The 18244-nt window shown below is 60.7% G+C and carries 19 protein-coding genes; 10 read left to right on the plus strand and 9 right to left on the minus strand.

The window, feature by feature from the left end; translation table 11 throughout:
- The first annotated feature begins 158 nt into the window (after positions 1-158).
- On the plus strand, positions 159-881 hold the full coding sequence (locus C2E19_RS19050) for a pirin family protein (RefSeq protein WP_129394604.1): 723 nt from the start codon (positions 159-161) through the stop codon (positions 879-881).
- A gap of 52 nt (positions 882-933) precedes the next feature.
- On the opposite strand, the gene C2E19_RS19055 is transcribed toward C2E19_RS19050, so the two are convergent.
- Together C2E19_RS19055 and C2E19_RS19060 are read right to left on the minus strand one after the other, a co-directional pair.
- Positions 934-1398, minus strand: coding sequence for a hypothetical protein (locus C2E19_RS19055; RefSeq protein ID WP_256661221.1), 465 nt, complete (start codon positions 1396-1398; stop codon positions 934-936).
- Positions 1399-1580: 182 nt separating this feature from the next.
- The gene (locus C2E19_RS19060) at positions 1581-2456 is read right to left on the minus strand and encodes a LysR family transcriptional regulator (RefSeq protein ID WP_129394605.1); all 876 of its coding nucleotides are present in this window, start codon (positions 2454-2456) and stop codon (positions 1581-1583) included.
- Positions 2457-2567: 111 nt separating this feature from the next.
- Between C2E19_RS19060 and C2E19_RS19065 the strand changes: the two genes are divergently transcribed.
- The 3 genes from C2E19_RS19065 (at position 2568) to C2E19_RS19075 (ending at position 5958) form a co-directional block, all read left to right on the plus strand.
- Positions 2568-3845, plus strand: coding sequence for a YbfB/YjiJ family MFS transporter (locus tag C2E19_RS19065; protein WP_129394606.1), 1278 nt, complete (start codon positions 2568-2570; stop codon positions 3843-3845).
- 57 nt (positions 3846-3902) lie between these two features.
- Positions 3903-4901: an NAD(P)H-quinone oxidoreductase gene (locus C2E19_RS19070; RefSeq protein WP_129394607.1), complete on the plus strand. Its 999-nt coding sequence runs from the start codon at positions 3903-3905 to the stop codon at positions 4899-4901.
- A gap of 112 nt (positions 4902-5013) precedes the next feature.
- Positions 5014-5958: an alpha/beta hydrolase gene (locus tag C2E19_RS19075; RefSeq protein ID WP_129394608.1), complete on the plus strand. Its 945-nt coding sequence runs from the start codon at positions 5014-5016 to the stop codon at positions 5956-5958.
- Here the strand turns inward: C2E19_RS19075 and C2E19_RS19080 are convergent.
- Complete coding sequence (locus tag C2E19_RS19080) at positions 5955-7766, minus strand: ABC transporter ATP-binding protein (protein WP_129394609.1); 1812 nt, start codon at positions 7764-7766, stop codon at positions 5955-5957. The genes C2E19_RS19075 and C2E19_RS19080 overlap by 4 nt on opposite strands.
- A 242-nt stretch (positions 7767-8008) precedes the next feature.
- Between C2E19_RS19080 and C2E19_RS19085 the strand changes: the two genes are divergently transcribed.
- Entirely contained in the window at positions 8009-8422 is a 414-nt protein-coding gene (locus C2E19_RS19085; RefSeq protein ID WP_129394610.1) for a VOC family protein, read from the plus strand.
- Positions 8423-8480: 58 nt separating this feature from the next.
- Here the strand turns inward: C2E19_RS19085 and C2E19_RS19090 are convergent, their stop codons facing one another.
- The 4 genes from C2E19_RS19090 to C2E19_RS19105 all read right to left on the minus strand — a co-directional run bounded on the left by C2E19_RS19090 (position 8481) and on the right by C2E19_RS19105 (position 11808).
- Complete coding sequence (locus C2E19_RS19090; RefSeq protein ID WP_129394611.1) at positions 8481-8810, minus strand: hypothetical protein; 330 nt, start codon at positions 8808-8810, stop codon at positions 8481-8483.
- 187 nt (positions 8811-8997) lie between these two features.
- Positions 8998-10110: a succinylglutamate desuccinylase/aspartoacylase family protein gene (locus tag C2E19_RS19095; RefSeq protein ID WP_129394612.1), complete on the minus strand. Its 1113-nt coding sequence runs from the start codon at positions 10108-10110 to the stop codon at positions 8998-9000.
- Positions 10111-10308: 198 nt separating this feature from the next.
- The gene (locus tag C2E19_RS19100) at positions 10309-11088 is read right to left on the minus strand and encodes an ABC transporter substrate-binding protein (protein WP_129394613.1); all 780 of its coding nucleotides are present in this window, start codon (positions 11086-11088) and stop codon (positions 10309-10311) included.
- 291 nt (positions 11089-11379) lie between these two features.
- Positions 11380-11808, minus strand: a complete 429-nt coding sequence (locus tag C2E19_RS19105) for a rhodanese-like domain-containing protein (RefSeq protein WP_129394614.1) — start codon at positions 11806-11808, stop codon at positions 11380-11382.
- A gap of 102 nt (positions 11809-11910) precedes the next feature.
- On the opposite strand from C2E19_RS19105, the gene ftrA reads away from it, so the two are divergent.
- The gene (gene ftrA, locus C2E19_RS19110) at positions 11911-12885 is read left to right on the plus strand and encodes a transcriptional regulator FtrA (protein ID WP_129394615.1); all 975 of its coding nucleotides are present in this window, start codon (positions 11911-11913) and stop codon (positions 12883-12885) included.
- 84 nt (positions 12886-12969) lie between these two features.
- Here the strand turns inward: ftrA and cobF are convergent, their stop codons facing one another.
- Positions 12970-13725 carry a precorrin-6A synthase (deacetylating) gene (cobF, locus tag C2E19_RS19115; protein ID WP_129394616.1) on the minus strand — a complete coding sequence of 252 codons (756 nt, stop codon included), beginning with the start codon at positions 13723-13725 and terminating at the stop codon, positions 12970-12972.
- Positions 13725-14294, minus strand: coding sequence for a histidine phosphatase family protein (locus C2E19_RS19120; protein ID WP_129394617.1), 570 nt, complete (start codon positions 14292-14294; stop codon positions 13725-13727). Before C2E19_RS19120 ends, cobF begins: the two co-directional genes overlap by 1 nt.
- Positions 14295-14625: 331 nt before the next feature.
- Here C2E19_RS19120 and C2E19_RS19125 point away from each other — a divergent pair, with 331 nt between their 5' ends.
- Genes C2E19_RS19125 through C2E19_RS19140 form a run of 4 tightly spaced genes read left to right on the plus strand, consistent with a single transcriptional unit; the run spans position 14626 to position 18191 of the window.
- Positions 14626-15480, plus strand: a complete 855-nt coding sequence (locus C2E19_RS19125) for a MurR/RpiR family transcriptional regulator (protein WP_129394618.1) — start codon at positions 14626-14628, stop codon at positions 15478-15480.
- Between the two features lie 2 nt (positions 15481-15482).
- Positions 15483-16127, plus strand: coding sequence for an isochorismatase family cysteine hydrolase (locus C2E19_RS19130; protein ID WP_129394619.1), 645 nt, complete (start codon positions 15483-15485; stop codon positions 16125-16127).
- Positions 16124-17455, plus strand: a complete 1332-nt coding sequence (locus C2E19_RS19135; protein WP_129394620.1) for a glutamine synthetase — start codon at positions 16124-16126, stop codon at positions 17453-17455. The genes C2E19_RS19130 and C2E19_RS19135 overlap by 4 nt, the downstream gene beginning before the upstream one ends.
- Positions 17439-18191 carry an N-formylglutamate amidohydrolase gene (locus tag C2E19_RS19140; RefSeq protein ID WP_129394621.1) on the plus strand — a complete coding sequence of 251 codons (753 nt, stop codon included), beginning with the start codon at positions 17439-17441 and terminating at the stop codon, positions 18189-18191. Before C2E19_RS19135 ends, C2E19_RS19140 begins: the two co-directional genes overlap by 17 nt.
- The last annotated feature ends 53 nt before the right edge of the window (positions 18192-18244 follow it).

Genomic DNA, 18244 nt, shown 5'->3' on the forward strand with positions numbered 1-18244 from the left:
GAGTCGGTTGCCGTTGCAAAAGAAAGCGTGACCGGCGCCACAATACTGTCAACCAGATCAGGACAGTATTTCAATTTCCATCTACTTATTGCGCAGAGCGGTAACCAGTAACCTTCTCCTCACTCGGACGAATTCACGTCCCGCAAGGAGATTTCATCATGCTGACCCTTCGCAAAGCCTCCGATCGTGGCCTCGCCAATCATGGCTGGTTGAAGTCGTTCCACACGTTTTCCTTCGCCAGCTACCGCGACCCGCGTGAACAGGGTTTCTCCGACCTGCTGGTGATCAACGATGACCGTGTTGCAGCCGGCAAAGGCTTCGGCCAGCACCCGCATCGCGACATGGAGATTTTTTCCTACGTGCTTGAGGGTGCGCTGGAACACAAGGACACCCTCGGCACTGGCTCGGTGATCCGCCCCGGCGATGTGCAACTGATGAGCGCCGGCAGCGGCGTCGCGCACAGCGAATTCAACCATTCAGCGAGCAAGCCGGTGCACTTCCTGCAAATCTGGATCGTGCCGGAAGTCAGTGGCGCCAAACCGCGCTATCAACAGGAGCACTTCAGCGCGCAGAAAAAACGCGGTCGCCTGCAGTTGATCATTTCGCCGGACGGCTCCGATGGCTCGCTGAAAGTACGTCAGGATGCACGGGTGTTTGCCGGCCTGTTCGACGGTAAGGAAAGCGCCACGCTGAAACTGGCGGCCGACCGTTATGCCTACGTACATGTGGCGCGTGGCAGTGTTGAACTCAATGGCGTGCAATTGCAGGAAGGCGATGGCGTGCGGGTTCGTGAGGAGCAGGCACTGACCTTGAGCAATGGCGTGGATGCCGAGGTGCTGGTGTTCGACTTGCGGCCGCAGGAGTTGCCGCAGATGCCATGAAGTGGTGCTTTCCAACGGCGATAAAAAAGCGGCCTTCCTTGAAGGCCGCTTTCTATTGGGGCGTTGTAAGCGATGGCAGTAGCAACTGCTTCGGTACACTGATGTCCTTCCCCGCCTGAACCGCAGCGAGCGTCGTTTGTATCGCTACATACATGTTCGCCTGATTCGCGTAATAGGCACCAACGACGATGGCGACCAACCCAAGTAACTGAACAGCCGTTGCAGCCCAGACGTTAGCTTTGACGGTGGCACCTTGCCTGGCGGCTTCCTCTGCGCCTTTGGCGATTCTTTGCATATCCAGCGAGATCAGGTCGTAGCGTTTATCACGCTCGGTCTGCACCGAAATATAGGCATCTATTTTTGCCGACACACCCTCAACCCGAGCATCCATCCGTGCCTCAATGGTCTCGATCCTGGCATTGAATTCTTCGCGGCTGATAGCGTTCATGGCTTGAGTATTCCGACCTTTGCTCGATAAATCACTGACTGGATTCTGACTGAGTTCCGTGGCTTTCATTCGACACCTTCCTGGGTCTACCGAGACCGTCCGTGGTCCATCACCCCGGTGCAAGCCTGAAACCTTTCACCGGGCTGCAGAAACAATAGAACCCATCCCCAACGTCCACAAGCCGGCTGATTCCGACCTGTGTGTAGGCCGTTTCGTCAGCCGATGTAGCCCCGTCAAAACAGACTATCGGGCTATTCATTCTCCTGCGCAAACGCCTCGACGATCTGCGCGATCACCGCTCGCACCCGCGCGGTATGGCGTAAATCCGCATGGGTCACCAACCACACTTCGTAGGGTTGCGGGCGGGTTCGCTCCGGCCAGAGCCTGACCAGACCGTCGCGTTCGCCCATGTAGACGGTCATTTCTCCTACACCGATGCCCGCCGCAATCGAGCGCCGCAACAACAGGCTGGAGCCGAGGCTGGCAACGATTCGCCCGCGACTCACCGGTTCGCACACCAGGGTCAGGTCTTTTTGACTTTGCAGATACGGCTGATAGACCACCAGATCATGGCCTTCGAACGCGGCGCCCTGCTGCGGGATACCTTTGGCGTCGATGTAGGCCTGTGAAGCAAACAACCCCACCGGCCAACGGGCAATGCGTCGAGCGATCAGATCGGGATTGTCCGGACGGGTATTGCGCACGGCGATGTCGGCTTCGCGCTTGGCCAGGCTGAGGATTTGCGTAGAAGCATCCAGTTGCACCCGTATATCGGGATGTAGCTCATGCAGGTGGGCAATCGCCGGGATCAGAAAGTCGATGGCCAGCGAATCGGTGGTACTGATCCGTACGGTGCCGGTAAGGCGGTCATCCAGCCCCTGAATCTGCCGCTCCAGCTCCAACGCCGAATGCTCCATTTTCTCGACGTTTTTCAACGCCGCTTCGCCGACCGCCGTCAGCGCATAGCCGTCGGAAGTTCGCAGGAACAGCGTCGCGCCCAGCGATTTTTCCAGCGCACTGATTCGCCGTCCGACAGTCGCCTGATCAACGCCCAGCACCCGCGCAGCGCCGCGCAGGGTCGACTCGCGGCAGACGGCCAGAAACACCCGTGCATCATCCCAATTCATCCAACCTCCAAGTGATGCAATTACGCATCACAACCATGCCAAATCGCTGCATTAACGCAGCAACCATAGCCGATATGCTGGGCGCCATAAACCATTCACGGGATCGCAATCATGCGTACTTCAACATCCAGCAGGATCTGGCTGCCGATCTTCGCCGGGCTCTGCGCCAGTCTGGTGAGCATCGGCCTGGCGCGCTTTGCTTACACACCGCTGATTCCTGCGCTGATTCAGGCGCAGTGGTTCGCGGCCAACGATGTGGTCTATCTCGGCGCAGCCAATTTGATCGGTTATCTGATCGGTGCGCTGCTCGGTCGACCGCTGGCGCGTCAACTCGGCAATAAAACCGCGCTGCGCGTGATGATGCTGGCCGTGACGGCGGCATTTTTCGCCTGTGCCTACCCGCTCTCGGTAAGCTGGTTCTTCGGCTGGCGGTTGCTGTCGGGGATCGCCGGCGGCGCGATCATGGTACTGGTCGCCGCCACCGTTTTGCCGCATGTGCCGGTGCCTCGTCGAGGGCTGGCGAGTGGGGCAATCTTTCTCGGCATCGGCCTGGGCATCGCCGGTTCCGGGACGATTGTCCCGCCGCTGCTGAGCCTGGGTTTGCCTGCCACCTGGTTGGGGCTCGGCGCATTGTCGCTGTTACTGACGGCGCTGAGCTGGTTCGCTTGGCCAGTTGATCTGCCGCATCCTGTTGCAGCGCAGCACAGCGCGGTGGTTCAGCCGACACCGCCCGGGGTTTATCTGTTGTTCGCCCAATATGCGTTCATGGCCGCCGGTCTGGTGCCAGCCATGGTGTTTCTGGTCGATTACGTGGCGCGCGGACTCGGCGCCGGGGCGCATGTCGGTGCGCTGGTGTGGGTGATGTATGGCTTGGGCGCGATTGTCGGGCCGGTCAGCTATGGCGTTCTGGCGGATCGCTTTGGCGCGCTCTGGAGCATTCGTCTGGTGCTGGTGGTGCAGGCGATCACGCTTGGCTTGCTGGCGGTGAGCCATTCCTTTCTTGCGCTGGCGTTGCTCGCGGTGATTCTCGGTTCCTTCCCGCCAGGCATCGTGCCGCTGGCGCTGGCCCGCGTGCATGAACTGGTGCCGGAGCATCATCGCCAGCAAATTGCCTGGAGCCGCGCGACAGTATCGTTTGCGACGTTTCAGGCGCTGGCCGGATTTGCGTATTCGGCACTGTTCAATGCCTCGGGCGGCCATCACGCGCTGTTGTTCGTGATTGCAGCGGGTGCGATTGGGGTGGCGCTGCTGCTGGAGCAAGCGATGATTTTATGGAATCACGCATCCCCCTGGAGGGAGCGTGCTCGCGATGGCGCTTTCTCTGATAACACAGCAGTGACTGACCCGACGCCTTCGCGAGCAAGCCCGCTCCCACAGCGATTGTCCTGAATTTATCCTGCGATGCACCACTCCCATCTACACACACCCTTATCAGGAGGAACCAACATGTCCCTGCCCAACGAAATGACCCGCATCGAGATCACCGAACCTGGTGGCCCCGAAGTCCTGCAAGCCAGACGTGTGCCACTGCCGGTCGTGGCTGAAGGCGAAGTGCTGATCCGCGTGCACGCCGCCGGTATCAATCGGCCCGACGCGTTGCAGCGCGCCGGGAAATACCCGATGAAACCCGGGATGAACCCGATTCCTGGCCTGGAAGTGGCTGGCGAAGTCGTCGCGCTTGGCAAAGGCGTCAGTCAGTTTGCCGTCGGCGATCGAGTCTGTGCGCTGACCAATGGCGGCGGTTATGCCGAATACTGCAACGTCCCGGCCGGCCAGACCCTGCCGATTCCCGAGGGAATTGACTGGATTCAGGCCGCCGCCATCCCGGAAACCTTCTTCACCGTGTGGGCCAACCTGTTCGGCCTCGGGGGCGCCAGCCGCGGCCAACGCGCGCTGATTCACGGCGGCACCAGCGGCATCGGCACCACCGCGCTGATGCTCTGCAATGAATTCGGCATCGAAGCCTTTGCCACTGCCGGAAGCCCTGACAAATGTGCAGCAATACGCGAGCTGGGTGGCCAGCCGATCAATTATCACGAAGAGGATTTCGCCGGCGTCATCGCCGAGAAAACTGGCGGCCAAGGGGTGAACGTGGTGCTCGATATCATGGGCGGTTCGTACCTCAACAATAATGTGCGCGCCCTGGCGATGGATGGCCGCGTGGTGATGCTTGGTTTCCTTGGCGGCGCCAAGGCCAATGAGTTCGATCTGCTGGCGATGATGGCCAAACGCGCGGTCATCACTGGATCACTGCTGCGCGCCCGCACGGCGGCGGAAAAAGCCGAAATCGCCGAGCAACTGCGCGAACACGTCTCGCCGGTGCTGGCCGCCGGCCGTTGCCTGCCGATCATCGACAAGGTGTACGCGCTGGCCGACGCCGCCCTGGCCCATGCGCACATGGAGGCCGGCGACCACATCGGCAAGATCGTGCTGCGCGTCGACTGAGTCGTTGCAGCATTTTGTAATCGTTGCGCGGGCACGTTGGTCGAATATGTCGCGCGCAACGCAAGGCATCTGTTAAAAAGCATTCTTTGTCTGCGCCTTGGTGAAACGTTTAATGTTCCTTGCCTTCATGACTCGCCTGCGACGCCGCCGTCTGGCGTTCGCCTGCATGGCCGCGCTGATCATCGGCGTGCCGACGAGTTGTGCCGTACTCGAACACACCGAGCGCAAACTGTTGTTTCGCATCGAACCGGGCACGGCTGGCTGGTACCACGGCTTGCCCGGCAGCGTGCAGGAACTCGATCTGCAACCGAAAAGCTTCAAGGCCGGGCAAAACATCCACGCCTGGTGGTGGCCGGCCGAGAAAGCCAATGCCCCGGCCATCCTCTATTTGCATGGCGTGCGCTGGAATCTCACCGGGCAGTTGTTCCGCATCGAACAACTGCGCGCAGCGGGTTATTCGGTTTTGGCCATCGACTATCGCGGCTTCGGCCAGAGCCACGGCGATCTGCCGTCGGAAAGCAGTGTTTACGAGGACGCGCGGGTAGCGTGGGAACGTTTCAAGCTGCTGCAACCGGATCCGGATAAACGCCTGATCTATGGCCATTCACTCGGTGGCGCCGTCGCCATCGATCTGGCCGCTGAACTCGGCCAGGACGCGGCTCGCGAGCACACGCCGTTACCGGTGCGCGGGCTGGTGATCGAATCGACCTTCACCTCGCTCGCCGACGTCGCCGCTGCCGTGGCCAATACTTCGCTGCCGGTGCGCTGGCTGCTGTCGCAGAAATTCGACTCGATCGACAAGATCGCCGACATCCATATGCCGCTGCTGGTGGTGCATGGTTTGGCCGATGCGTTCGTACCGCCGCGTTTCAGCGAGCAACTGTTCAACGCCGCCCAACAACCCAAACGCCTGTTGCTGGTGCCGGGCGCCACGCACAACAACAGCATGGCGCTCGGCGGGCAAAACTACCGCAAGGCACTCGACAGCCTGATGCAGAGCAAACCCGCCCCGAGGGTGGCCGGGCCGGCGACCGTGCACAGCGGGCGCGACACCTAGCGGTAACCGCGCGCCTGCAAGTCGAACAGTTGCGCATAATGCCCGCCAGCGGCGATCAGTTGCTCGTGAGCACCCTGCTCGAGAATCCTCCCCTGTTGCAGCACGATGATGTGGTCGGCGTTGCGCACGCTGGAAAACCGGTGGGAGATCAGCAGCGTCATGCGCCCTTCAGTATGCTGGCTGAAATGCTCGAACACCGCCGCCTCGGCCGCCGGGTCGAGGGCCGAAGTCGGCTCATCGAGGATCAGAATGTCGGCATCACGGCGCATGTACGCGCGCGACAAGGCAATCTTCTGCCACTGCCCACCGGACAATTCCTGGCCACCGGCAAACCAGCGCCCCAACTGCGTGGCATAACCCTTGTCGAGACCTTCGATGAAGGGTGCGGCCATGCCTTGGGCTGCGGCTTCCTGCCAGCGTTGCTGGTCGTTGAACGCCAGGGTATCGCCGACGCCGATATTTTCTCCGACGCTGAACTGATAGCGGATGTAATCCTGAAAAATCACGCCAATGCGCCGACGTAACGCTGTTTCCTGCCAATCCTGCAAATCGCTGCCGTCGAGCAGAATGCGCCCTTGATCAGGACGGTAGAGCCGGGTCAGTAACTTGATCAGGGTGGTCTTGCCGGAACCGTTCTCCCCAACCAACGCAATGCTCTTGCCTGGCAGCAGTTGCAGGTCAATGTTTTCCAGGGCCGGCCGACTGGCCCCCGGATAGCGGAATCCGACGTTCTCGAAACGCAAACCATCGCCCGGGCAGGCGCCAACCGTCAGGAGGCCGGTATCCGCCTGCACCGGTTCGGCGAGGTATTCATAAAGACTGGTCAGGTAGAGGCCATCTTCGTAGAGACCGCTGATCGCACTCAAGCTGCTGCTCACCGCACTTTGGCCTTGCTTGAACAGCACCAGATACATGGTCATCTGGCCGAGGCTGATCTGGCCATGCACGGCATCGATCACCACCCAGGCATAGGCCAGGTAAAACGCCGCAGTACCGAGCAGACCGAGGCCGAAACCCCAGCCATCGCGGCGTAACGTCAGGCGCCGGTCTTCGGCATACAGCCTGGCGAACGTGTCGCGGTAGCGTTGCAGCAACAGCGGGGCGAAGCCGAACAGCTTGACCTCTTTGATATAGGTTTCGTGGGACAGCAAGGTTTCGATGTAGCTCTGCTGACGACTCTCCGGCGCGCGGCGAGTGAACAGGCGGAAGGCGTCACCGGAAAAATGCGCCTCGGCAAAGAACACCGGCAACGCACCCACCACCAACAGCACCAGCGCCCAAGGGGAAAAGTGCACCAGCAACACGCCAAAGCTGATCAGCATGATCAGATTCTGAACCAGGCCCAACGACTTCATGACCAGCGCCAGTGGCCGGGTCGACGCCTCGCGACGCACACGCACCAGCTTGTCGTAGAACTCGGAGTTCTCGAACTGCACCAGCGAGAGGGTCTGCGCTTTCTGCAAGATCAGCGTATTGACCTTCTGCCCCAGCTGCACCCGCAACAGCGACTGCTGCACCGAGAGTGCCCGTTGGGTGCCCGACAACAGCGCCAACACCCCGGCTTCCAGCAACACATAACGCAACACTGGCCACAGCGGCGCACTGCCGTTTTGTGCGTGCAACTGCATCGCTGCCACCGCGGCATCAACAATCCGTTGCCCCAGCCAGGCCGCCAGTGCTGGCAAAAGCCCGGCCACCAATGTCGCCAGCACCAGCCCCAGAAACAAGCCGCGCGATGTCCCCCAGACCAGCCGCATGGCGCGCTGCGCCTGATCGAACAAGGACGTGATACGCGATAGATCAGGCATGGGACACGGGACTCAGCAGGTGATGGCGGTGGCTCATGGTACTCCAGCGCCGCGAGTGAATTTCACACGGCGCATTCATTCAAGAAGGCCTGTTCAGTATTAGGCACAAAGCTTTTTAGAAGTAAAACGTCTGGAGAACTCCAGCCCTTGCGACGTCCAACGCTCTGCTATGTTTTAACCGCCGAACGCGGAACCCGGCGAACACTCGCCACGCTCCGCGCCTGACTGCCAGGAGCAGAGACATGAGAATCAACCCGTACCTGATCTTCAACGGTGACTGCCGCGAGGCTTTCACTTTTTATGAGCAAGCCTTGCAGGGAAAACTCGAGGCGATGATGACCTTCGGCGAAACCCCCGCCGCCGAGCATGTGCCGAAAGAGCATCACCACCTGATCATTCACACCTGCCTGAAAGTCGGCGATCAAATGATCATGGCCTCGGACACCACGCCCGACCGGCCGACCCAAGGCATGAGCGGCTGTTCGATTTCGCTGAACGTCGACAGCATTGCCGAGGCCGAACGGCTGTTCAACGCACTGGCCACAGACGGTCGCGTCGACATGCCGCTGGAAGCAACGTTCTGGGCCGCGCGTTTCGGCATGCTGGTGGATCGTTTCGGCGTGTCGTGGATGGTCAATTGCGAGAGTGAAAAATAGCCTTGAGATTTCCTCGGGCGAAAAAAAGCCCAACCGTTACGGGTTGGGCTTGGGCATTTCAACGCTGCGCCAGTTCGTGCCTGACGCATTGTTCGTAGTACGTCTGCTTGACCGCCGCAGGCTTGAGCTTCGAGGTGCTGTTGTAGGTTTGCTCAGTGATGCCCATCGCGGTCATGCGCATCCACGGCTGCTGGAATTTGCGCACTTGCAATTGCTTGCGCGCGCCATACAGGGAAATGCCCGACAGTTTCGATTGCTGTGCACCGGCGGCCATATCAGAACCCCAGGTGCAGGCAAACCGGTGACTCTTGCTTAACTCTTTCGCCTGAACTCCCGAGGCAAGAACAGCCAGGGAAAGCGTTGCAACGGTTATGACAATCGTCCGCATATGGCCAACCTAACCTTTTGAAAAAAGGCGATTTTGCCGATGAAAACGCGGGTTGGGGGCCAGCAATTTGCCGCTTTTTACAAAGATCTGCCGGCATGACAGGCGAAACAGCGGCGCAGTTCTGCGTGAAGTCGTCGAACACTCGGTGCGTACGGTACTGCTGCCGCTAAAAAAGCCTCGGCGCTTATCAGTCGTTGGTCAGCTTGCCCGTGCGAAATGGCATGCGTCCCGCCACTTTCGCCTGCCAGATCCCGGGTTCGGTGTAGCGCCCACGATCAATCGCGAACAACACGCCACTGGTGCCGGCGTGCACAGTGCTCAGGCGATCCTGTAACGGATCAACCACTTCAAACAAGGCATCGCCCTTTTCTACCCATTCGCCGGCACGGCGCAGAAAACTCACCACGCCATGGTGCGGCGCGAACAGGTATTCGGTGCCTTCGAACGGCATGCCTTCGCAGCATTCGCTCGGTGCCGCCGGCCATTCACCGCTGATGAAACCCTGCTCGGCGAGAAAACCCAGAATCGCCTCGCAATTGGCCTGAGCCTGATCGACGCGGGTGTCGCCCATGCTCCCCAGTTCCAGCGTCGTGGCGAGGTTCGCCGGCGGAATTGCCGCAGCGGGAAAGGCCCGCGCCAGACGCAACCAGGGCGTCGAACAGGATTCATCGAACGAGCTGCCGCCGGAATCCTCGCACAGCAACGCCACGCCAGCCTGCAAACGGGCCGCCAGAGATTGCCACTGCGGCCAGTGTTGCGGCAGCGCATAAAGGTGGATCGCCGCGTCGAAATCACAATGCAGATCGAGGGTGATATCGGCGTCGCAGGCATGGCGCAGCAGCAGTCGATGCAGTGCTTCCAGTTGCGAGGCCGGCGCCGGCAGTTGTTCGAACACCTGCGCCATGGCCTGACGGATCAGGGCGACGTTGGTCTCGGCATCGGCCCCCAGCTGCGCACCGATCATGGCGGCTACCGGCGCACTGAGTTCGACGAACGCGCGGTTGAAGTTCTTGCCGCTGCCCATTTCGAAACGGCCCATGTGATTGCCTTGCAGGTGCTGATCCATCCCGATCGGGTTGGCCACCGGCACCAGCTCGATCACGCCATGCAGGCGGCCCTGCTGTTCGAGGTCGTTGAGGCGTTGCTTGAGTTCCCATGCGGTGCGCATGCCCGGCAGCTCATCGGCGTGCAGGCTGGCCTGGATATACACCTTGCGGTCACCGGCGCCATAGCGGAAGACGCTGAGAGAGCGCTCGCTGCCCAAGTGGCTCCAGGGTAGAACATGGTCGATACGTTGCATGAGAAAACTCCGCTATTTCTGTAGGAGCTGGTGCAGGTTCGGGCCGCGCTCGGACGATCTTTTGATCTTGATACCAAAAACAAGATCAAAAGATCGCAGCCTGCGGCAGCTCCTACATTGGGACGTGTGTCGGCAGGATAAATCATGGGCGTAAAAAAAGTGGCCACCGCGTACACGGGGCCACTTTTTTACGGCGTATTAATGGCCGTAGACGTCAAAGTCGAAGTACTTGTCCTGCACTTGCTTGTACTTGCCGTTCGCGCGGATCTCGGTGATAGCCTGGTTGAATTGCTCGGCCAGCGCGGTATCGCCCTTGCGTACCGCAATGCCGGCGCCGCCGCCGAAGTATTTGGCGTCTTCGTAGGTCGGGCCGACGAATTCAAAACCTTTGCCGGCGTCGGTTTTCAGGAAACCGTCGCTGAGGTTGACCGAGTCGGCCAGCATCGCGTCGATACGTCCGGAGACCATGTCCAGGTTGGCTTCCTGTTGCGAGCCGTAACGCACCAGTTCGATCCCGGCCGGAACCAGCACCTCGGTGGCATAACGGTCGTGGGTACTGGCACGCAGCACGCCGACTTTCTTGCCTTTGAGCTCGGTCAACGGGTCTTTCACGCCCGAGCCTGCCTTCATCACGAAGCGCGCCGGGGTGTGGTAGTACTTGATGGTGAAATCAACGTTCTTTTTGCGATCGTCGGTGATGGTCATCGAGGACAGGATCGCGTCGATCTTCTTCACTTTCAGCGCCGGGATCAGGCCATCGAACTCCTGCTCGACCCAGGTACATTTGACTTTCATCTGCTCACACAGCGCATCGCCGATATCGACGTCGAAACCGGTCAGTTTGCCGTCAGGGGTTTTCATCGAGAATGGCGGGTAACCGGCTTCGATACCGATGCGGATCGGCTTGGCGTCTTCGGCCACAGCGGTCAAGGACAACATCGACAGTGCCAGGGCACCGAACATCACTAGCTTGTTCATTTATAACTCCTGTGTGCGGAGGCTTTTATTGGCAGCTTCGATTCAGCGTTCGGTCATGGCCATTTAGCGGCAAATACCGAAGTGGCCGGCAGTCTATGGCGGCGCGCACAGGGTAAATTGTGTTTAAGCGACAAATACTTACAGAAATTCGGCACCACCATTGACCGGGGTCAAGGGCTGCTCCGTCGTGGTGCAAAGGCTGTAGGACACGCCCTACGCGGGGGCTGCGATCTGGTGCTTTTTTGAAAACAACGGCAAAAGATCGCAGCCTGCGGCAGCTCCTACAAGTGATCAGCAGGCGCAGTTGATGGGGGTGTTTGCAGATTTGGATACGTTGAGTTCGAAGCCTTCATCCAGCCAGCCGGTGATGCCGCCGATCATCTCTTTGACTGGATAACCCAGCGCCGCCAGTTTCACCGCAGCCTTGTTGGCGCCGTTGCAGTGCGGGCCGGCGCAATAGACCACAAACAGCGCGCTCTTTGGGTAGCCAGCCAAGCCTTCTGCCGTCAACAACCGGCCGGGAATATTGATCGCGCCGGGTACATGGCCGCGTTCAAACGCCAGTGGTCCGCGTACGTCCACCAGCACAAAGTCGATCTCACCGCCCTGCTGGCTGCTGAACACGTCGGAACAATCGGTTTCGAAGGTCAGACGATTGCTGAAATGCATCAGCGCAATCGCCGAAGGGGCGGCAGGAATTTCGCGAACCAGGCTCGGCATGGGGTGTTGCTCCTACGTCTTGAGGGGAATGAACAGACTTTATCGAGGCGCCGCAAATCGCTACAGTGGCGCACAAGACACTCATCGGGAGTTTTCCGCCAAATGCCCACCTCACCAGGATTGGTCGCGATTCTGGCCTACGACGGCCTCTGCACCTTCGAGTTCGGCATTGCCGTGGAAATCTTCGGCTTGGCGCGCCCGGAGTTCGAGTTCCCGTGGTACGAGCACGCGATTGCTGCGGTCGATCAAGGCCCGATGCGCGCCATGGGCGGCATTCAGGTATTGGCCGATGGCGGCCTGGAACTGCTCGCCGAGGCACGCACCATCATCATTCCCGGTTGGCGCGACCGTAACGCCGAGGTGCCGCTAGCGTTGCTCGACGCCCTGCGCCAGGCCCACGCCCGGGGTGCGCGGCTATTGTCGATCTGTTCCGGGGTGTTTGTGCTGGCCGCCAGCGGTCTGCTCGACGGCCATGCTGCAACCACGCATTGGCGCTACGCGGCAGAACTGGCGCAACGCTTCCCGATGATTGCCGTCGACGCCGATGTGCTGTACGTCGACGCGGGACAGTTGATCACCTCGGCGGGCAGTGCTGCCGGGATCGATGCCTGCCTGCACCTGGTGGCCCGAGACTTCGGCACTCAGGTTGCCAACACGGTGGCGCGGCGACTGGTGATGTCGCCGCAGCGCACCGGCGGTCAGGCGCAATTCATTCCGACGCCGGTCAGCCCGACGCCGCGCAACGATCTGTCACGGGTCATGCAATGGGCGCGCGAACGCCTGCATGAACCGCTGGAGGTGCGCGAACTGGCCAGCGAAGCGGCGATGAGCGAGCGAACGTTCTTGCGGCGTTTCAGCGAAGCCAGCGGGCAGTCGCCCAAGGCGTGGTTGCAGCATGAGCGACTGGCGCGGGCGCGGGAGTTGCTGGAGAGCACGGCGGACAACACCGAACAGATTGCGCACCGTTGCGGCTATCGCTCGGTGGAGAGTTTTCGCGTGGCGTTTCGTGGCGTGGTGGGCGTGCCGCCGTCGGTGTATCGGGAGCGGTTCGGGCGTGGGGCCATTGCCAGGTCTTGAGGTTTTCTCCAGGGCCTCATCGCTGGCAGCCCGCTTCCACAGGTTTTTTTATGAACGCCTTGCAGCGATGAGGGCAGCGAAAATCTAGGGTTTGCGTAACAGATAGGTGTCCATGATCCAGCCATGCTCGGCCCGGGCAGCCTTGCGCACCCGCTCGATCTCATCGGCGACATCGCCAAGCTTGCCGCTGATCAAAATCTCATCCGCCGTGCCCAGGTACGCCCCCCAGTAAATCGCAGTTTGCGGGTCGGCCACGTGGTGGTAGGAATCCTCGGCATCGAGCATCACCACCACGCTGTCGGCATCACTCACCTGCCCCGCCGCCAGACGCCGGCCCGTGGTGATCTCGACGGAGCGGCCAATACTGTTCAACGGCACTTTATGCTGCGCCGCCAGCGCCTGAACGCTGGTGATGCCGGGGATGACCTCAAATTCGAAATGACAACGACCCGAATCCAGAATCGCCTGAAGAATACGCACAGTGCTGTCGTACAACGCCGGGTCGCCCCACACCAGAAAACCGCCGCACTGGCCGTCAGACAATTCGTCATTGATCAGCCGCTCGAAGGTCGCTTGCTTGGCGCGGTTGAGTTCATCGACGCTGGCGCCGTATTCGACATCACCGCGCTCACGCTCCGGGCTCGCGGCTTCGGCGAAACGGTAGGCGGAATCGGTGATGTAGCGTTCGCAGATCTCGCGGCGCAGATCGAGCAGTTTGTCCTTGCTCTGGCCCTTATCCAGCAGAAAGAACACATCGACGCGATTCAGCGCCTTGACCGCCTGCATCGTGATGTAGTCCGGATTACCGGCACCGATGCCGATCACCAGCAGTTGTTTCATCAGTGTGTTCCCTCGATGTCGATGCCCGGCAAGCGTAGCCGCCAGATCCCGTTGAAGCGCAACTCGATGACAGACAGCGGTTCAACGTCGATTGCATTGAATGCCGCTCCTTGCACCACCTGCATCAGCGCGGCCCGCACGACGTAGGGGTGAGTGATCGCCAGCACATGCCCCGGCGTCGCCTGCAAACCTTGCAGCCATGCCGCGACTCGCGTGGCCAAGTCCGTGACTGATTCGCCGCCGTGGGGCGCTGCGTGCGGATCTGTCAGCCACGCTTGCAAAGCCTGCGCTTGCGTCGTTTGCAAGTCCTTGATCGAGCGCCCGTGCCAATCCCCCCAGTCGCAATCACGCAATGCCTCGTCAACCTGAGCATCCGCGCCGAACCAGGCCGCCGTCTGCCGGGTGCGCAATTCGGGGCCGCAGATCAAACGTCGAGCCGCAGCGAAGCGAGCCGCCAAGCTGTCAGGCGCCAAAGCACTATTTTCAACAGGCTCGTTCGTAGGAAAACGCGCCAATTTCTGTGCGACGGTTCGCGCGTGGCAAATCAGTGTCAAGCGGGTGGTCTGCACGATGAATCACTCTGCCGAAGGTCATGAACAGCAACGGCGTCGCGCCGGGTTGCAGGCAATTGTGCCGTAAACCGAGGGTTGCCGGGTGTATCGATGCGTTGCTGCGCCAACGGTGAATGTTAGAAAAGCGGTGATGTCTGACACAGCTATGGGCAATGGACTACAAGGCTTGTCGACTTCCGTGTAGCCCTTATGACACGGGCGTCCTGCGCCATTTTGGGGCCTTTTAAACACGGTGAAAAATTCACTAGACATGTAGCGTCAGTTACATAAATACTGTTTTAACGGATTATGAAGCGAATTCGACACCCCCCATCCAGCAGGAGCCCGGATGCCCCCTCTTAGAGACCTGATCACCGATCCCGGCCTGGAACTCACGCCGTCGGAGCGCAAAGTCGTTCGCGCTTTGCTCGATCAGTATCCGCGCAATGGACTTGGACCGATGGCGCGCCTGGCTGAACATGCCGGCGTCAGCGATCCGACGATTGTGCGCCTGGTGAAAAAACTCGGTTTCGGCGGTTATGCCGAATTCCAGGAAGCCCTGCTCAGCGACATGGACCACCGCTTGCGTTCGCCGCGCACACTATTGCAGCCACGCGCGCAGCAAAACAAGGACGACGCCTGGGCCCATTACCTCGCTGACAGCCATCGCCTGCTGGTCGACACGCAATCCCTGACCCAGCCCGAAGACGTGCGAATCCTCACTGACTGGCTGCTTGATGCCCGGCATCAGGTGTACTGCTTCGGTGGCCGTTTCAGCAGCCTGATGGCGACTTACCTGCTCAATCATTTGCGCCTGCTGCGCCCCGGCTGTTTTGCTCTGGAAGACAACGCGCTGCTGCCCGACCGCCTGTTCGACCTGCAACGTCAGGACGTCGTCCTCGTATTCGATTACCGTCGTTATCAGACCCAGGCACTGCGTGTCGCCACGGCGGCAAAAAACAACAATGCCCGCGTGGTGCTTTTCACCGACATCTATGCCTCGCCGTTGCGCGAAATGGCCGACCTGATCATCAGCGCTCCGGTCGAATCGGCCTCGCCGTTCGACACCATGGTCCCGGCGCTGGCCCAGGTCGAGGCGCTGATTGCCTGCCTGACCCTGCGCAGCCCGGATCTGGCCGATCGCCTTGAGGGCATCGATGCCCTGCGCAACGACTTCGCCACTCATCTGCTGGAGGACAAATAAGGATGTTCAGCCTTCCCCACCGCTCGCCGCGGGACTTGCCATTTGTCACCGACCACACCGCGTTGCTGTTGGTGGACATGCAGCGCGCCTGGCTCGAACCGCAGTTCGATCCGCACCTCAGTGGCCCGGACGCCGAGTATTTCCTCAACCGCGCGCGCACGCAGGTGGTGCCCAACCAGCAACGGCTGCTCAGCGCCTTTCGCGAGGCCGGGCAAAATGTCCTGCACACCCTGATCGAAAGCCTGACTGCCGATGGTCGCGATCGCTCGCTCGACCACAAACTGTCAGAAATGCACCTGCCCAAGGGCAGTCCGCAGGCACAAGTGATCGCCGAACTGACCCCGGGCGAAAACGAGATCGTCCTGCCGAAAACTTCGTCTGGCGTATTCAACTCGACCGCTATCGATTACGTGCTGCGCAACCTCGAAACCCGTCATCTGATCATCGCCGGTATCGTCACCGACCAATGCGTCGACATGGCCGTGCGCGACGCTGCCGACCGTGGTTATCTGGTGACTCTGGTCGAAGACGCCTGCGCCACCTACAGCGCCGAACGTCATCAGGCCTGCCTCAACGCGATCAAGGGTTATTGCTGGATCACCGACACCGCTACCGTGCTCGGCCGCTTGCGGGAGATGCAGGCATGACTTCGCGCCTGATGCCGCTGCCGATGACCACCATCGTCACCACCGACCTGATCGGTATCACTCGCGGCCGTTCGTTTCCCACCGATGAACTTGAGCATTATCAGGCGGCCGGTTGTGGCTGGGTGCCGGCCAACAGCGCGCTGACCCCACAAGACATCATTGCCTCGAGCAATCCATGGGGCGCCTATGGCGATCTGCGCCTGATTCCGGATCTGGCCAGCCGCGTCACCGTGCCCAACGGCCCGGATCCCGATGCGCCGGCGCTGGACTTCATCCACGGCGATATTCGTGAAACCGATGGCCGTCCGTGGGGCGCCTGCCCACGCACCTTGCTGCGCGATGAAATCGAACGTTATCGCGACGAACTGGGTTTGCAGGTCAACGCGGCGTTCGAACACGAATTCAACCTGCACGCCGGTTTCGCCGAGCATCTGGCGTTTTCGCTGGAGGCCCAGCGCCAAGGCGCAGAATTCGGCGGCTGGTTGCTCAGTGCGTTGCGCGCCGGCGGTGTCGAGCCGGAAATGTTCCTCCCCGAATACGGCAAGCACCAATACGAAATAACCTGTCGGCCGACGCTCGGCGTCGCCGCAGCCGACCGCGCGGTCAACGTGCGCGAAATCACCCGCGAGATCGCCCGGCAGATGGGCCTCGACCTCAGCTTCGCGCCGAAGACCGCCGCCGATGCTGTGTGCAACGGCGTGCACCTGCACGTCAGCCTGCTCGATCTGGCCGGCCAGCCGATGCTTTACGACGCTGGCACGAGTAATGGCCTGTCGAGCCTCGGCCAGCATTGGGCAGCCGGGATTCTCCATTATTTGCCGGCGCTGTGCGCGTTCACTGCGCCAACGCCAGTGTCGTACGAGCGCCTGCAGCCGCACCACTGGAGCGCGTCTTACGCGTGTCTGGGTCAACAGAACCGTGAAGCGGCGCTGCGCATCTGCCCGACGGTGACCCTCGGCGGCAAATCCGTGGCGACGCAGTTCAACCTGGAGTTCCGCGCCATGGATGCCACGGCCTCGCCGCATCTGGCCATGGCCGCGCTGTTGATCGCCGGGCGCCTGGGCATCGAACAGCGCCTGGCGCTGAACGCGATCACCGATGAAGTTCCCGATTCACTCAACGACGAGCAACGCAAGGCTCGGGGCATCGTCGCCCTGCCCGCCTCGCTGGCCCAGGCACTGGATTGCCTGCGCGACAGTGGCGCCTTCAACGATTGGCTGCCCAAGCCGTTGCTCGACACCTATCACGCCCTTAAAACCGAGGAACTGGCGCTGACGGAACAGCTCTCGCCCGCTGACCTGTGTGAGCACTATGCACGCCTGTACTGAATCCGCCGAGCTTGGGTTATACACCCGACCGGTCTACAACCTGAGCCGCGAGGACTCGACAAATCCGTTGATCCTCGTGTGCGAACACGCCAGCCGCTATATCCCCGAGGCCCTCGTCAATCTGGGCCTGGACGATGTCGCTGCCGGCGAACACATCGCCTGGGACATCGGCGCGCTGCAACTGGCAGAACAGTTGTCGGAAAAACTTGGCGCAACGTTGTTGAGCGCCAACTATTCGCGACTGTTGATCGACCTGAATCGCCCACGGCATGCGCCCGACAGCATTCCGGCACAAAGCGAGATCTATCAGATACCGGGCAACCGCGAGCTGAACGAAGTCACTCGCGAGTACCGCCGTCAGACGCTGTTCAAGCCGTTCCATGCGCGCTTGCAGACATTGATCGACGAACGCCTGGCCAAGGGTCAGGCGGTACGGGTGGTGGGGATTCACAGTTTCACTCCGGTGTATTACGGCAAGCCGCGAACACTGGAGGTTGGCGTGCTGTTCGGTCAGGCGAAGGCGTACGCGCAAAGGTTGCTCGACGGTCTCGGCGAACACCCGTTGCAAGTGGCCGGCAATCAGCCGTACAAGATCGACCCGCTGGGTGATATGACCGTACCGGTGCATGGCGATGCCCGGGGCCTGGACTCGGTGCTGGTCGAGGTGCGCAACGATTTGCTGCGCAGCCCGCAAGCGGTTTCGCGCTGGGCCGAATACCTCGCGCCATTGCTGTAATCACTGCTTTATCGACTGCTGACGCTGTAAACGATGGACCGACATAACAACTA

Source organism: Pseudomonas sp. DTU12.3, assembly GCF_004124275.1.
In the GTDB taxonomy this organism is placed as follows: domain Bacteria; phylum Pseudomonadota; class Gammaproteobacteria; order Pseudomonadales; family Pseudomonadaceae; genus Aquipseudomonas; species Aquipseudomonas helmanticensis.

Coding starts and splice junctions, on each gene's coding strand:
- C2E19_RS19055 (WP_256661221.1), bottom strand. CDS start 1,398: ATGAAAGCCACGGAACTCAGTCAGAATCCAGTCAGTGATTTATCGAGC.
- C2E19_RS19125 (WP_129394618.1), top strand. CDS start 14,626: ATGCCCCCTCTTAGAGACCTGATCACCGATCCCGGCCTGGAACTCACG.
- C2E19_RS19100 (WP_129394613.1), bottom strand. CDS start 11,088: ATGAACAAGCTAGTGATGTTCGGTGCCCTGGCACTGTCGATGTTGTCC.
- C2E19_RS19105 (WP_129394614.1), bottom strand. CDS start 11,808: ATGCCGAGCCTGGTTCGCGAAATTCCTGCCGCCCCTTCGGCGATTGCG.
- C2E19_RS19135 (WP_129394620.1), top strand. CDS start 16,124: ATGACTTCGCGCCTGATGCCGCTGCCGATGACCACCATCGTCACCACC.
- C2E19_RS19085 (WP_129394610.1), top strand. CDS start 8,009: ATGAGAATCAACCCGTACCTGATCTTCAACGGTGACTGCCGCGAGGCT.
- C2E19_RS19065 (WP_129394606.1), top strand. CDS start 2,568: ATGCGTACTTCAACATCCAGCAGGATCTGGCTGCCGATCTTCGCCGGG.
- C2E19_RS19080 (WP_129394609.1), bottom strand. CDS start 7,766: ATGCCTGATCTATCGCGTATCACGTCCTTGTTCGATCAGGCGCAGCGC.
- C2E19_RS19060 (WP_129394605.1), bottom strand. CDS start 2,456: ATGAATTGGGATGATGCACGGGTGTTTCTGGCCGTCTGCCGCGAGTCG.
- C2E19_RS19140 (WP_129394621.1), top strand. CDS start 17,439: ATGCACGCCTGTACTGAATCCGCCGAGCTTGGGTTATACACCCGACCG.
- C2E19_RS19075 (WP_129394608.1), top strand. CDS start 5,014: ATGTTCCTTGCCTTCATGACTCGCCTGCGACGCCGCCGTCTGGCGTTC.
- ftrA (WP_129394615.1), top strand. CDS start 11,911: ATGCCCACCTCACCAGGATTGGTCGCGATTCTGGCCTACGACGGCCTC.
- C2E19_RS19130 (WP_129394619.1), top strand. CDS start 15,483: ATGTTCAGCCTTCCCCACCGCTCGCCGCGGGACTTGCCATTTGTCACC.
- C2E19_RS19050 (WP_129394604.1), top strand. CDS start 159: ATGCTGACCCTTCGCAAAGCCTCCGATCGTGGCCTCGCCAATCATGGC.
- C2E19_RS19095 (WP_129394612.1), bottom strand. CDS start 10,110: ATGCAACGTATCGACCATGTTCTACCCTGGAGCCACTTGGGCAGCGAG.
- C2E19_RS19090 (WP_129394611.1), bottom strand. CDS start 8,810: ATGCGGACGATTGTCATAACCGTTGCAACGCTTTCCCTGGCTGTTCTT.
- cobF (WP_129394616.1), bottom strand. CDS start 13,725: ATGAAACAACTGCTGGTGATCGGCATCGGTGCCGGTAATCCGGACTAC.
- C2E19_RS19070 (WP_129394607.1), top strand. CDS start 3,903: ATGTCCCTGCCCAACGAAATGACCCGCATCGAGATCACCGAACCTGGT.